General features: G+C 46.8%; 12 protein-coding genes. 8 read left to right on the forward strand and 4 right to left on the reverse strand.

What is annotated here, in order from left to right:
* Position 1 precedes the first annotated feature (1 nt).
* From ACQKDS_RS11930 to ACQKDS_RS11940, 3 genes are all read right to left on the reverse strand, one after another.
* On the reverse strand, positions 2–898 hold the full coding sequence (locus ACQKDS_RS11930) for a LysR substrate-binding domain-containing protein (protein WP_399670513.1): 897 nt from the start codon (positions 896–898) through the stop codon (positions 2–4).
* Positions 899–1400: 502 nt separating this feature from the next.
* Positions 1401–3497, reverse strand: a complete 2097-nt coding sequence (locus ACQKDS_RS11935) for a fimbria/pilus outer membrane usher protein (protein ID WP_399670516.1) — start codon at positions 3495–3497, stop codon at positions 1401–1403.
* 96 nt (positions 3498–3593) lie between these two features.
* Positions 3594–4091 (reverse strand): hypothetical protein, encoded by a 498-nt coding sequence (locus ACQKDS_RS11940; protein ID WP_399670519.1) that lies wholly within the window; start codon positions 4089–4091, stop codon positions 3594–3596.
* 696 nt (positions 4092–4787) lie between these two features.
* Between ACQKDS_RS11940 and ACQKDS_RS11945 the strand changes: the two genes are divergently transcribed.
* The 4 genes from ACQKDS_RS11945 (at position 4788) to ACQKDS_RS11960 (ending at position 7966) form a co-directional block, all read left to right on the forward strand.
* A complete protein-coding gene (locus ACQKDS_RS11945; RefSeq protein ID WP_399670522.1) occupies positions 4788–5171 on the forward strand; it encodes an acyl-CoA thioesterase in 384 nt (127 codons plus the stop codon).
* Between the two features lie 359 nt (positions 5172–5530).
* Complete coding sequence (locus tag ACQKDS_RS11950) at positions 5531–5941, forward strand: GNAT family N-acetyltransferase (RefSeq protein ID WP_399670525.1); 411 nt, start codon at positions 5531–5533, stop codon at positions 5939–5941.
* Positions 5942–5968: 27 nt separating this feature from the next.
* Entirely contained in the window at positions 5969–6658 is a 690-nt protein-coding gene (locus tag ACQKDS_RS11955) for a helix-turn-helix transcriptional regulator (RefSeq protein ID WP_399670528.1), read from the forward strand.
* A gap of 21 nt (positions 6659–6679) precedes the next feature.
* Complete coding sequence (locus tag ACQKDS_RS11960) at positions 6680–7966, forward strand: cytosine permease (RefSeq protein WP_399670531.1); 1287 nt, start codon at positions 6680–6682, stop codon at positions 7964–7966.
* Positions 7967–8026: 60 nt separating this feature from the next.
* Here the strand turns inward: ACQKDS_RS11960 and ACQKDS_RS11965 are convergent, their stop codons facing one another.
* The gene (locus tag ACQKDS_RS11965) at positions 8027–8581 is read right to left on the reverse strand and encodes an Ail/Lom family outer membrane beta-barrel protein (RefSeq protein ID WP_399670534.1); all 555 of its coding nucleotides are present in this window, start codon (positions 8579–8581) and stop codon (positions 8027–8029) included.
* A gap of 319 nt (positions 8582–8900) precedes the next feature.
* On the opposite strand from ACQKDS_RS11965, the gene ACQKDS_RS11970 reads away from it, so the two are divergent.
* From ACQKDS_RS11970 to ACQKDS_RS11985, 4 genes are all read left to right on the forward strand, one after another.
* Positions 8901–9836 (forward strand): aminoimidazole riboside kinase, encoded by a 936-nt coding sequence (locus ACQKDS_RS11970; protein WP_399670537.1) that lies wholly within the window; start codon positions 8901–8903, stop codon positions 9834–9836.
* Between the two features lie 186 nt (positions 9837–10022).
* Positions 10023–11432, forward strand: coding sequence for a carbohydrate porin (locus ACQKDS_RS11975; RefSeq protein WP_399670540.1), 1410 nt, complete (start codon positions 10023–10025; stop codon positions 11430–11432).
* A gap of 63 nt (positions 11433–11495) precedes the next feature.
* A complete protein-coding gene (locus ACQKDS_RS11980) occupies positions 11496–12869 on the forward strand; it encodes a sucrose-specific PTS transporter subunit IIBC (RefSeq protein WP_399670541.1) in 1374 nt (457 codons plus the stop codon).
* Complete coding sequence (locus ACQKDS_RS11985; RefSeq protein WP_399670544.1) at positions 12866–14275, forward strand: sucrose-6-phosphate hydrolase; 1410 nt, start codon at positions 12866–12868, stop codon at positions 14273–14275. Before ACQKDS_RS11980 ends, ACQKDS_RS11985 begins: the two co-directional genes overlap by 4 nt.
* Positions 14276–14296: the final 21 nt, after the last annotated feature.

A 14296-nucleotide genomic window follows, 5' to 3' on the forward strand; every position in this document is an offset into this window, starting at 1 on the left:
GTCATCCCCCCACCCGATGCTGTGCAATAAAATCAACAAACTCTTTCATGTATCCAGGCAAATCGGCAAAATCCCGGGCACAGATAATCAATTTACGATCGGCCCAAGGGTCTGAAAGACGAATAATTTTTCCCGCCTGGTTAACATTATGCCGCTCAACCGCGCGTCTTGGAATAATAGCTATCCCTACCCCACTGCTAACAATCTGCATAACGGCATCAAACGTTGTCATTCTTACCCGATAGCTAAGACGGTGCCCTAACCTTTTAGCGTGCCCCTCAATATGCTCCTGAAGTGCGCTACCCTCGTATAAACCGATAAACTCGGCTTTAACAACCTCTTCAAAAGCCACACTTTCCCGGCTATGCCATTCGCTTCCTGCTGGCGCAAACACCACCAATTCATCATCACGGAAAGGCAGCGAAGCCAGCCCGTTTAACTGTGTTGAATCAGCGACTACGCCCAAATACGCAGTTTGGTTTTTAACTGCTGACACAATGTCACAACTGGGCATTTCTTTAACGGAAATAGAAATATTAGGTTTACTCAGCAAATACGGTCCCAGTAGCTCTGGTAAGAATTCGCTTTGCGCCGATGAGTTACACAACAAATTAATATGGCCGCGCAACCCATTGCCGTATTGATGCAGTTCACTGCGCATGTGGTCAACCTGCTGTAATATCATATTTGCATGATTAACCAGTGAATATCCCGCGTCGGAAAGCTTCACGCCTTTTTTCGACCGGCTGAGTAATGGCACGCCAAGTTCGTGCTCCATGCCACGAATACGCTCACTGGCGGATTGCAAGGTGAGATTCGATAACACCGCGCCCCCGGTAATACTGCCAGCCTTATAAACATTCAGAAAAAGGCGCAAATCGACTATATCAAACCGCATCCAAACACCCCATTATTTTTTTGAATACAATATTGTCAAGGTGCCTTGATGGTAAGCTTATATTCAATTGAGAATTATCAGACCACACCCCAAAAAACATTCTCACCACCTCACACTTGCCATTCATATTCTTATTATCGTCATAATATTTACCTCAGTGATTCGTACTCCAGTCAATATGAACCTGTTCCCGTTAAAATTGTTTATCAGATATTCGTTCAGATACCTTTTAACACTTTTGGGTCAACACCGTCTACCAAGGCACAGGTTGTCTCAACGGAAACGTCATTGCGTCATGCCGCACTGATGAGATGCACACCAGCATGCTACACGGGGTGGCGAAATACCCAAGATAACGAGTATGGGGAGGATGTTAACGGCCGCGGTATGCTGGCAGCAAGATGAGTATGAGCCGCAAATAACGCTGTGGTACGCAAGCTCAAGATATCGGAGATCACATCAAATCACTACACAGGTGACATTTATCTCTTTTTATCGATGCTTAGTTTACCAACTCATAATATGATAGCGCACCCAAGGTTGGCACATTGATCACTTCATTCAGTGCTTCTTCATCAAATGCTGGCTCTTTACCGATGGCATCATTAACCACATTGACCTGATAGGGAATGAGATCGGGAATAACGGCATAACCGCGCTCGTTAGTTATCACATCTACCTGGTCGGGGAGCTCGGTATTGGGGTGCTTTGGGGCATAAACTAATGCGTTGGTTTCCCCTAAGGTTTGCCCGAACGTCACGCCCCCTTGATGAATGACCAGTGAACCTGTGCTGCCCGCCGAATACAATGCGTAATCGGTTCCAGATTGGTATCGGAGAGTCGATTCCCCAGCCGCATAGCGATAACGAGTGTAAGCCTGATAACTTGCCTTATTATGCTTGCCATATCGGGTCACGACTTGATAGTTCAGGTTGTTATTGAGTCGCTTGCCGCTGATACCGATCTGACTTTGATATAAATTATAAGGGTCATAGTTGTACCCCAGATTCATGCTGGTATTATTAAACCCGATTTTTTTAAGCGGTATTCTGAAGTTAATCGCAAATCTCATCTCATTTTTTTGACTTTGGTATTGATAATATGACATATCCAAATCCAGCGATAACCCTGGAACATTTTGCATAAGCCTCATCGAGTAAAATGTTCGCTTCCCCTGATTCTGTTGATACTTTTCTTGATTAACATTTATAGATAAATTTTGTGAAGGACTAATCAAGGCATTAATCGAAAAATCAACGGTGTATTCCTTTTTATAGTAATCACAACAAAAATAACCGCTTACTGCGTTATATGAGTAATCGTTAAAATTATTAAAATGAGGGCGCAGGAAATACTCACCATACAGTCTTATGCTAGTATTGATTTTACTGAGGTCGGAAACGTACTGCAGACGCAGTTTCTCCCCTTTAACGGCTCCCCGCCCTGCGGCGCTGATATGGCTAACCTGATGATTAAGCGTAACATCACCGTATTGGTTTAATCGCTGCCCTATACCGAATGAGTGACTATAGTATCCAGGCGATAGCAATGCGCCACCAAATACTGAGTTTTTTGCAGAAATACCGTATCCCACTCCACTCTGGAAGAAAATCGGAGTAGACTCTTCATCGCGCCCATCGCTGATAAATTTTCCAAAGGAAATATCATACTTCCATGCATCTTTTTCAATAATATTATCTAATCGATTCCACGGTACATCATAGTAATTTATACTTCCGTCGCTTTCTTTAACCGTCATGGTAATTACGCCTGACTTATCAAACAGTTTGATATTCCTCAGGACGAAATCACCGGGTGAAACCAAGGTACGGTAAACGGGCTTACCATTTTGCATAATTTCAACTTCGGCATCCGTTATCGCCACACCATAAACCCAAGGCAATACTGCCCGCTGCGATGAGGTAAACATATTATCATCCGATGCCAGCCTGATACCCCGATAAGGGAAAGCGTCAAGGTAAAATGTATCATTATAGCCATCACCAATATGTAAACGTGAGTTTATATCTGAAATATCTCGCTCAACATAGATCTCGCTAAACTTAACTCGCTTCTGACGCATCTCTTCATTATCATGATACTGTTTTGACCTGAGACGCCATTGTCGAAAATTAATACCAGACTCCAGTTCGGCTACTACATTATCCTTTTGCTTTCTTCGCCTATAGCGGCTACCTTCATATTTTTTATAGTTAACACCGTAGTTAATAAGAATCGCGGGAATACCATAATCTCTATTCTCTATCGAAAGGCGAGGATCACTTTTTATCTCGGTGGACTCTAAAAACGTGAACATGATAATATTTATTTTATCAATTAACCCCACTGAGATATTTAACGGATAAAGATCTTTACTCGTTATACAACCTGTCGATTTTATCTGATCTTTATTCCCCTCCGAGAGAATATTCCATGCTAAAAGTTTCTCACGATCAAAGCACGGGAAACCACCCTTTGTTACCTCTAGCTCTATATAACCGATATCTCTCTCCCCTTGCGAGATATAGAAATGCTCACCTGCATTAACACCTGTGGAGTAAACAATTAGAATTAATATGACAAGTGAGATTTTATGCATATAAAAGAGGCAATCGCTACGCTTATAAAAAAGTACCGGTCGCTTTATAAAGCTGACCGGTACATTATTATTTAATACTCTAATCTATTGATATTATTACTGCCCTTCAATGGAAGGTAGCAGAGCCTCTAATTTATCAATCTCTTGCATCATGGTACGATAAACGACCAATTTCGACTGAGCATGACGCGCATCAAGTTTATTTGGCACCATCAAGGCGCGGATTTTTTTCATTATATTCAAAGCATTTGGTTTGTTCTTATCTTCTTGAGGGATAGATTGATACTCTGAATATAAGTCTTGAAACTCCGCTTCCCACTTTTCTTGCTGGTCGTGACCAGCCGCGATCGCAGTCCGCGTTTTTTCTGCTGCTGAGCCGCAAAACTTATAGGCTCCACCGTAATAGCCATAAATTACATCGAGTATTGTTTTTTCACCTTGGCTATTCTTAGCCTGGCTCTGCTGAATGTCACTGATGCACTTGGTCACTGTATTACGCATCGCCTGCTCTTTGCTGCTGATGGTTCCAGCAAAAGTATTGGCTGAAAAAATAATAGCGCCAAGCATCAACAAAGCAATTTTATTTTTATTCATGGTTATAATTCCTTTTAGATTTTTATCCTGCGTGAAATACACAGCACAAAGGTTTGCGAACATTAATTTATTAGATAATAAAACACAAGGTCATATAAATAAAAATCGTTACTTTTCTCCATTTCAGGATATTACCTACAAAACAACAAGCATTGTCCTTTAAAAGGGCCATGTAAATAATAACCGATTTATGATGTTATTATTAATACCTAATGAGCCATCAGTTTAATATTCTTAATAACACATTTTTAATCGCCGAAAAAACCAATAATATAATATCGTTGTATCTATAAATGTATAGCATGAAAGAAACTATGGAATACCCGGGTTAATAAAATCAAACAAGGTCAGTTTGTATTTTCTCTCTGAATATTAATGTACCGCCTTACGCGAATAACGATGATGTACGCGCTATTTCTGTTGTTGGTGTCGCTTTCCCACTGCCATCACCCCACTCAGCATAAGCCCCAAGGTATAGACCCGATGGTGCGGGTGCGGTAAACGTATAGATTAAGCAAGCGGAAACCGCATTGATCCCCCTCAAAACTTGAAACTCAAAACGGCGTATAATCCCGTCTCTTCAGGTTTTATCTGCCAGTTATCATCGCATATACTGCTTGCAACAATCAGTCATTGGCCTGACGCTACGTAACCCGTGACTAAACCGATAAGCATGATTAAATCAAGGAATACGCTATGTTTAGCAAACAATATGATGTTGACGAAAAACATGTCGATTTTCAGGGCGTCGTGGATGGCCTCTATTACCCTTTTTATTTTGAATGGGCTCGCCATGCTTTTATGGCTGAGGTTCTGGGGTTAGATATTGAAGAAGAGTTTAAGCAAGGGCGGATTCATATACTGTTGGAGTACACGCTTAAATTCAAAAGAAGTTTAAAAGCCGGTGATAATGTTGTTGTAACGTGCAAACCCGCCAAGAATGAAAAGCGTAATCGCGCAAATTTCGAACAGCAAATTCTGGTAAATAACGTGGTGTATGCTGAGGCAGTATTCGTTGCTACCTGTCTGGTTAATGGCCGACCTTGCATGCCTGAAAGTCTTGCGCCACTTATCGCATAGTGTAACAAGGCAATACGTGCATCATCCAAACGTTATCTTTATCATAGAGATAGCATTATGTCCCCCATACTACTGAGCATGGGGGATATAATGTTGGTGCTGTGATACCGGCAAAAGCGGTATAAAAGATTTCCCTGGTGTAGGAGTGGTGAGGCTATTTATAATCAAGGCAGTTTTGTTAACTATCGAATTAATTTGCTTATATGCGCCTTGTGATAAACACCATAACGCTTTCATTGAGAAAGATGAACGGGTGAAAATCACCCTTGCACCACATGAATAAAAATGATAATAAGTGCTGTTGGGCGTGCGCCATTTGATTTCAGATTGAAATTATTAGCAATAAAAGGTAATCAAAAATGGATATCCATGTCACCGACACCCCAAACCCGAAAGACGAAGAACATGTCATCGATAACCTCTGGGCACATAATGACAAATATGACGCCGTCGATATTCGACCGTTATTCCTGACCATCACCGATGATGCCAACCAAATCGTTGGCGGTTTGGTTGCCAGAACGTGGTGGGGCGGTTTGGAAGTTCAGTATCTTTGGGTCAGTGAACAGTATCGCGCTCAAGGCTACGGTTTTAAGCTGATGAAAAAAGCCGAAGAAGAAGCGGTAAATCGCGGTTGTCATATGGCCTATGTCGATACTTTCAGTTTCCAAGCCAAAGGTTTTTATGAAAAACTCGGCTATGAAGCTTATGGCGACCTCGGCGGTTACGCTCATAAGCATACTCGATACTATTTAGCGAAAAATATCTAGTCTAAACAGGGTATTAAAGAGGTAGGCATGGATTCCTCCGGTGTCAGTAATGAATCATATTTAAACGGTTTGATCGCCATGATCGAGCATTTAAGTGAGCCATGGGGAATTAAAGATCAGCAGTCTCGCCATATTTACATGAATAAGGCTGCCTACCTCTATACCAACACACCGCTTGATTTTAATCTGGAAGGGAAGTTCGATGACGAGTTCCCTGCCACATGGGCCGAGTGTGCTTCAGAGTTGATAGAACACGATCGCCGTACCGAAGAGTCGCGCGATCGTGTCGCGGTAATAGAAACGCATTATTGGTTTGGCAAAGATACCCTCACACCGTTTATTAGTGAAAAGCTGCCTATTTACAATAGCGATAAGCAAATTATCGGCGTGCTGTGGAATGCCAAACCGCTCGATACGCTTAGCCCATTGAAATATATTAACCAGCAAAAACCCAGTATCCTAACCACCGCAGTGGAAACCGATACGTTCACCAAAGCTGAGCTTGATATTATATTTTTGATGCTGCAAAGATTCTCGACGAAAGAGATCGCCAGGGTTTATGACGTCAGTCAGAAAACCATAGAAAATAGAATTTACAATGTCTACCAAAAAGCTAATGTTCATTCACTACAGCAATTTGAAGAATATTGTAAACACGCCAACCTGGATAATTATATTCCCGACCGTTTAATCGAAAAAGGCATACAGTTTATTTAAGCCAATCAAGGATTTTTCAACGTGATAAAAATTGAAGACTACCCGTTAAGCCGGGTTCCTCAGGATAAACGAGTATCTTTCCTGAGCGTAGCAATGGTTCATATGGGCATGCTCACCGCTTTGGACCAATTCATGCTCGGTGCCGTATTAGGCAACTCCATGACCTTGCTTGAAGCCTTCACCGCCATCTTTGTCGGCAGTGTTATCTTTGGCGTCGTGACCTTTGCACTGGGCTACGCGGGGATGCGCGAAGGGGTTTCTGGTAGCTTACTTGCGCGTTGGTGCGGTTTTGGCCGATTAGGTTCGGTACTGATCGGTGTGGTGGTTGCCGTCAGTCTGTTAGGCTGGTTTGGCATCCAGAATGCCATTTTCGCCAAATCGCTCAATTTCGCCCTGCAAGACCGTCTTGGTTTCGCCTGGTCTGCCGCGCTTTCAGGCTCGTTACTGACCATTCTGGTGGCTTTCGGTTTTAAAGCATTACGCATCGCCGCGCGCATCGCCGTACCGATGTTTATTGTGCTGGTGGCATTTATCTCTGTCACCACGCTAACGGGTCACAATCTGGCAGAGATCTTACGCCTGGCACCGCCGGGTGAACCATTGACCATCAGCGCAGGCATCACCATTGTGGTGGGCGGCGCTATCGTCGCCAGCCTGATGACGCCTGACCTGACGCGTTACTCTAAAAACGGCAAACATGTGTTGGGCGTCACGCTCTCCACGATCATTGCCGGTGAATTTATCGTTAACGGCTTGGCAATCCTCATCGCGAAAGCGATCGGTACCGCTGACGTCGTCACTATCATGTCACAGGTCGCTGGCGGGGCGGGTCTGCTGGTCGTGGTATTTTCAACGCTGCGGGTAAACGATCTTAATCTTTATTCTTCCTCGTTAGGTATTGTGAATGCGGTTGAAGGCATTACCGGTAAACGGCTGAAGTACACCTCCACCACTATCGTCATTGGGATTTTGGGTACCACGCTGTCAGTATTAGGGATTCTGGATCGTTTTGTGGATTTCTTAACGGTGTTGGGCGTTGTCTTCCCACCCATTATCGGTATTATGCTGGTCGATTATTATATTCTGCGCAGCCACCGTAAGATTTTGGATGAAAGCCGTGCGCGTGGTGAGCTTCCCAATCAGACGCCAACCATTGGCTGGGCGGCAATTATCGCCAGTATTGCGGGCGGTGTCGTCGGTCTGGTGACCGAATGGGGTGTGCCAACCATCAACTCTTTATTGGCCGCTAGCCTGCTTTTCTGGTTATTAAAATTACCCTCACGCAAAAGCGTAGCTGTCACAAATTAATAGCGTTGAAACGATAACAATGCCCCTCTTCGAGACACAATGAAGAGGGGCATTATTTTTTTAGAAGCGGTAACCTACGCCGACGGTGAAAGCATTAACATCACGCTCTTTGCCGCCGATATCAATTTTTGAACCTTCATAACCCACATCTACCATCAGGTTTTCGGTTGGGGTAAATAACATGCCGGCACCGTAGGCAAAATGGGATCCTGAGCTTTCACCACGGGAACCGCCCGCCGCGCCGGAGGAGTGATCGGCAACCCAAGCCGCCGAGTTTTTGACGTTGCTATGGCTCAATCCCACCAGTCCATACAGCACCAGATAGCGACTCACATAGTATGCCGGCCCGACGGTGTAAGAATAATATTGAATTTCTGTTTTATCGCCTCTGGCGTTATTATTATCACCATGCAATGCGGTAAAGGAATTCACCACGCTAATGGACGATCCCCATTCATAGCGATACTTAATATTCACACCATCTAGATCGTTAAAATTATTAAGCTGTGTATGTGCATAATCGAGTATTACAGTATGGCTTTCTGCCTGAGCAGTGGCCATGCAGCATGAAGCGGCCAGCAGTGTGCCGGCCAACATTGCCGTTTTCATCATCATCTTCCCTAATTAATAATGACATCAAAGATGTTCTTATATATTAAGATTCAACCGATTTTTTATCGGATGCCTTTTAATTAAGAACAAAAAAACATATTACCCGAAACAGTAATCTAGAAAAAACCACTTATAAGTTAATCCACTAAAAAATAAGAATCCATCCAAAAAAAACGAAAAATGGAACAGAATAATCTTAGGTAGATCGCTGTTAGCTGACTCTTAGCACAACGCGTTTGATGCTGATTATTCCATTGCATAGCTAAACCGGTTCAGCTATTTTAGCTTACCATCGAATAATAGCTAAAAGCAGGGAGTAAACATGGGAAATCGTGTATGGGTATTGGGGGACGCCGTTGTCGACCTAGTACCTGAAAACGCAGTACGTTACTTAAAATGCCCGGGCGGCGCACCCGCCAATGTGGCCGTCGGTATCGCACGTTTGGGCGGTGAGAGTGGATTTATCGGCCGGGTTGGTGCCGACAGTTTTGGCATTTTTCTACAGCAAGTGCTTCAGAATGAGGGCGTTGATATTACTCATATGACAGCAGATGCTGAACATCACACCTCAACAGTGCTGGTCGATCTGGCCGCGAATGGTGAGCGTTCGTTTACCTTTATGGTTACGCCCAGTGCCGATTTATTTTTACAACAGTCTGATTTACCGACATTTAAAGCAAATGAATGGTTGCATACCTGCTCTATTGCCTTATCACAAGAGCCTAGCCGCACCACCACGTTTCATGCGATGGAACGCATCAAGGCTGCCGGTGGTTGGGTGAGTTTTGATCCGAATATTCGCCTGGATATCTGGAAGCAACCCGATGCATTACGGCCGTGCCTGATGAAAGCGCTAATGCTGGCTGATGTGGTTAAAATCTCACATGACGAGTTGACGTTTATCAGTAACATAGACGAATTGGACAGTGCCATTATTTGGATGATGGCGCGTTTCCCGCTCAAGGTGTTATTAGTTACCTTGGGCAGCGACGGCGTGTATGTGCATGATGGCCTGCAACTGCGTCGTTTCCAGGCAACGCCCGTTAAGCCAGTAGATACCACCGGGGCGGGTGATGCGTTCGTCGGCGGGCTGCTGGCCGCACTGGCCGCTTTAGGCGGGCTGCCACCGACAGACGAATGGCCTTCGGTCATCGCCCAGGCCCAAGCCTGCGGTGCGTTAGCAACCACCGCCAAAGGTGCCATGACCGCCCTACCACATGCCAATCAATTGGCTCAGTTTCTGCAACAGCACGCCTGATGTGCTCCGGTGGGCACCCCGCCCACCGCCTTTCCCGATGTAAATTGCGCGTTCGATCACAATAGCTGAATCGGGTTAGCTAACTTGTTTGCCATTCCTACCGTTTCTCAATTATTGTTCAGCCTGAAAAACCGGTTTAGCAATTTAGCAAAAAATAATAAATAACCTCTCGGATGATAGAATATTATGCAAAAATTAAGCTATCTGGCTGTAACTACAGGATTATTCATCTCAACCTCGGCACTGGCCACCAGCAATGCCGACAGCATCGAAACCCGCCTGAATGCACTGGAGCAACGGCTTCAACAGGCAGAACAGCGAGCACAAACTGCCGAAAAACGCGCAACGGCGGCAGAACAACGTGCGCAGCGGCTGGAAAAGCGCACGCTGACCACCGAACAGCAAACTGAACAGGTAGCGCAGCGCACCGCCACATTGGAAAGCCAAGCGCCAGCGGCCAGCAACTTAAAACTGAATAACTTCGGTGAATTGAAACTGTACGGTGACGTGGAGTTTAATCTGGACGGCGCCAGCCGCAGCGGCCAACTGACCTCGTTGAAAACCACCGATAACAAACACTGGAAACCGGGAAATAAAGAGCGCTGGGATATCAATGGCCGGATTCTGATTGGCATCGACGGCTATCGTCGCCACTCAGACGGCAACTTCTCTGGCTTTAGTGTTCAACCGCTGGCCGACATGCGCGGCAAAATGAATCTTGATGACGCCGCTTTCTTCTTCGGCAATGAGAAAAACTGGCAGGCCAAAATCGGCCGCTTTGAAGCCTATGACATGTTCCCACTCAACCAAGACACCTTTATCGAATACTCTGGTAACACTGCCAACGATTTATATGCGGACGGATTCGGTTATATCTACATGATGAAAGAAGGCCGAGGCCGAAGCAGCAGCGGCGGCAATCTGATGCTAAGCCAATACGCGGGAAACTGGTACTTTGAACTCAACACGCTGATTGAAGACGGCACCTCACTGTTCCAAGACAGCACCTATCACGGCAACACGCTAGACAATAAAAAGAATGTGGCTTATCTGCGCCCTGTTATCGCATGGAAAAAGGATCAATTCAGCGCCGCATTGGCGATGGAGAGCAACGTGGTCAACAACGCGTATGGCTATCAAAATGCCCGAGGCCAATGGGTTGATCAGTCAAAACGTAACGGTTACGGCATGACGCTAACGTGGAACGGTTTGGCGGCCGATGCGGATAACGGCATCGTCGCCAACGTGAGCAGCGCCTATTTAGATGCAGCAGGCGAGCAGGATTTCTCTGCTGGCACTAACCTACTGTGGCGTCGCTTTGAACTGGGCTACATTTATGCACATAACAACATCAAAGAATTTTCCACCGCTAGCATAACGGCTAATCTCGACAATCCACTTAGCGAACCCGGCCGTTACGACATTCATACTGTGCATGCTTCGTACCAAATACCCAACATACTGGATATGAAGAACTTTAACCTGTACCTCGGAGCCTATGCCTCATGGTTAGAGACTAATGCCGACAACAAGATCGCTAACAGCGATAACGATCAACGCTACGGTATGCGGGCCAGATTTAAATACTTTTTCTGATCGGCTAACTACTTTTCGCCGCCGTTAACGGCGGCAGTATTGTCACCTTAAAGGGGAAACCTCATGGATATCACCGCCATCGCTCAGGCGTTGTTACCGCTGCTCGGCGGTAAAGAAAATATCGCCAGTGCCGCTCACTGCGCCACCCGCCTGCGTCTGGTATTACTTGATGACAGCAAAGTTGATAAGGCTGCGATCGGTAAATTAGAAGGGGTCAAAGGCTGTTTTAGTAACGCCGGGCAAATTCAGGTGATATTCGGTACCGGGCTGGTGAATAAAGTTCATGCTGAATTTATTAAAGCAGCAGAAGTTAATGAGTCCAGTAAGTCAGAAGCTGCCGATATTGCGGCAAAAAAACTCAACCCTCTGCAACGTATCGCCCGGTTGTTGTCGAATATTTTTGTGCCAATTATTCCGGCAATTGTCGCTTCTGGCCTGTTGATGGGGCTGCTCGGCATGGTGAAAACCTATGGCTGGGCCGATGCTAATAGCGCGCTGTTCGTCATGCTGGATATGTTCAGCTCTGCAGCATTTATCATCTTACCGATCCTGATTGGCTTCACCGCCGCCCGCGAATTTGGCGGTAATCCCTATCTCGGTGCCACTCTCGGCGGCATTCTCACCCATCCGGCACTGACCAATGCTTGGGGCGTCGCCAGTGGTTTTCATACCATGGATTTCTTCGGTATCGAAATCGCCATGATTGGCTATCAGGGAACAGTGTTTCCGGTGCTGCTGACCGTGTGGTTTATGAGTATGCTGGAAAAGCAGTTACGCAAAGCGATCCCAAACTCATTGGATTTGATCCTCACCCCGTTCCTGACAGTGATCATCTCCGGCTTTGTCGCCATGCTGTTTATCGGCCCTGCGGGGCGGGTGCTCGGTGACGGTATTTCATTGGTGCTCAGTACGCTAATCGCCCACGCAGGTTGGTTGGCGGGGCTGCTGTTTGGCGGCCTATATTCAGTGATCGTGATTACCGGTATTCATCATAGCTTCCACGCTATTGAAGCCGGGCTGCTTGGCAACCCAAATATCGCGGTCAACTTCCTGCTGCCTATATGGTCGATGGCGAACATCGCACAGGGCGGTGCCTGCCTGGCGGTTTACTTCAAAACCAACGACGCCAAAATCAAAGCGATTGCCGTGCCCTCCGGCTTCTCCGCCATGCTGGGCATCACCGAAGCGGCGCTGTTCGGGATCAACCTGCGTTTCGTGAAACCTTTCCTGGCCGCGTTGGCGGGCGGCGCACTGGGTGGCGCTTGGGTCGTCGCCAACCACGTCGGGATGAACGCCGTCGGCCTGACGGCAATTCCCGGCATGGCCATCGTGCAAGCCAGCTCGCTGCTAAGCTACATGATAGGTTTAGTGATTGCCTTTGGCAGCGCATTCCTTATCTCGCTGCTGCTGAAATACAAAACGGACAACGAATCATGAGCGAACTCAGCCTGATGAAGCAAACGGCGCTGGCGCTGATGAGCAACCAAACGCGCGCCGCCAGCGATCCACATCGTCCACAGTGGCATCTGGCACCCAGCGTCGGATTACTCAACGATCCTAACGGGTTTATTCAGCATAACGGCACTTACCATTTGTTTTATCAATGGAATCCGCTGGCCTGCGACCACAGCCGCAAATGTTGGGGGCACTGGCTGTCCGAAGACCTGATCCATTGGCAACACCAACCGGTGGCCCTGTTGCCCGGCGCGGAGTATGACAGCCACGGTTGCTATTCGGGCAGTGCGGTGGTGAAAGATGGAAAAATAACATTGGTGTATACCGGTAACGTAAAATTTCCTGACGGTTCGCGCACCGCGTATCAATGTTTGGCGCAAGAAACCCCCGCAGGTGAGTACGATAAGCTTGGCCCGGTGCTACCATTACCCGCAGGCTACAGCGGCCACGTCCGCGATCCGAAAGTGTGGCGTCATCAACAGCATTGGTACATGGTGCTCGGTGCGCGCGATCTGCACGATCGCGGTAAAGTGCTGCTACTCCGCTCAACAGATCTGCACCACTGGCAACAACAGGGGGAAATTGCCGGTTCGCACCTGAATGGTATCGGTGATTTTGGCTATATGTGGGAATGCCCCGATCTGTTCAGCCTGGCCGATAACGATATTCTGATTTGCTGCCCACAAGGCTTACCCGCCCAGGCAGAGCGTTATCAGAATTTGTATCAGGCCGGTTACCTGCTGGGGAAAGTCGATTACGCAACGGCACACTTTACCCACGGCGACTTCCATGAATTAGACGCAGGTTTTGAGTTTTATGCGCCGCAAACCACCCTGGCGGAAGATGGCCGTCGGCTGCTGGTCGGCTGGATGGGGGTGCCCGAACAGGATGAGCAATATCATCCGACCATCAATTACGGTTGGCTACACACCATGACCTGTTTGCGCGAACTGTCGCTACGCGACGGTAAACTGTATCAACAACCGGTGGATGAACTGCAACAACTGCGCGGTGAATTAACCCAGTGGCAAGGCTTACCCACCGATGCGCCGCAGTTATCCATCGACAGTGCCGAACTACGGTTACATCCTAGTGGCCCGTTCAGCGCCCACTTTGGCGACGCGATGCAGTTGGCTTGGGATGGCGCGCGGCTTCGCTTGAGCCGCAGCAATCTGCGCAGCGGTACAATGGAACATCGCTACTGGCGCGGTGAATTGCAACAGCTACAGTTGCTGTTCGACCGTTCCAGCGTGGAAATTTTCATTAATCAAGGTGAGGCTGTCATGAGTTCTCGCTATTTCCCCCGCCTTTCGCCGCAACTCTGTTTAAGTGGAGAAACACCACTGGCGCTGCAATACTGGCCGCTCAAATCCATCATGCTAGAATGAGGCAACCTACGCCAAATCATA

The organism is Serratia sp. NPDC078593, assembly GCF_050268245.1.
Classification (GTDB): Bacteria; Pseudomonadota; Gammaproteobacteria; order Enterobacterales; family Enterobacteriaceae; genus JBNNGK01.

What these genes read in the sequence shown, in the direction of transcription:
- ACQKDS_RS11930 (WP_399670513.1), bottom strand. Translation starts at nt 898, where the DNA reads ATGCGGTTTGATATAGTCGATTTGCGCCTTTTTCTGAATGTTTATAAG.
- ACQKDS_RS11935 (WP_399670516.1), bottom strand. Translation starts at nt 3,497, where the DNA reads ATGCATAAAATCTCACTTGTCATATTAATTCTAATTGTTTACTCCACA.
- ACQKDS_RS11940 (WP_399670519.1), bottom strand. Translation starts at nt 4,091, where the DNA reads ATGAATAAAAATAAAATTGCTTTGTTGATGCTTGGCGCTATTATTTTT.
- ACQKDS_RS11945 (WP_399670522.1), top strand. Translation starts at nt 4,788, where the DNA reads ATGTTTAGCAAACAATATGATGTTGACGAAAAACATGTCGATTTTCAG.
- ACQKDS_RS11950 (WP_399670525.1), top strand. Translation starts at nt 5,531, where the DNA reads ATGGATATCCATGTCACCGACACCCCAAACCCGAAAGACGAAGAACAT.
- ACQKDS_RS11955 (WP_399670528.1), top strand. Translation starts at nt 5,969, where the DNA reads ATGGATTCCTCCGGTGTCAGTAATGAATCATATTTAAACGGTTTGATC.
- ACQKDS_RS11965 (WP_399670534.1), bottom strand. Translation starts at nt 8,581, where the DNA reads ATGATGATGAAAACGGCAATGTTGGCCGGCACACTGCTGGCCGCTTCA.
- ACQKDS_RS11970 (WP_399670537.1), top strand. Translation starts at nt 8,901, where the DNA reads ATGGGAAATCGTGTATGGGTATTGGGGGACGCCGTTGTCGACCTAGTA.
- ACQKDS_RS11975 (WP_399670540.1), top strand. Translation starts at nt 10,023, where the DNA reads ATGCAAAAATTAAGCTATCTGGCTGTAACTACAGGATTATTCATCTCA.
- ACQKDS_RS11980 (WP_399670541.1), top strand. Translation starts at nt 11,496, where the DNA reads ATGGATATCACCGCCATCGCTCAGGCGTTGTTACCGCTGCTCGGCGGT.
- ACQKDS_RS11985 (WP_399670544.1), top strand. Translation starts at nt 12,866, where the DNA reads ATGAGCGAACTCAGCCTGATGAAGCAAACGGCGCTGGCGCTGATGAGC.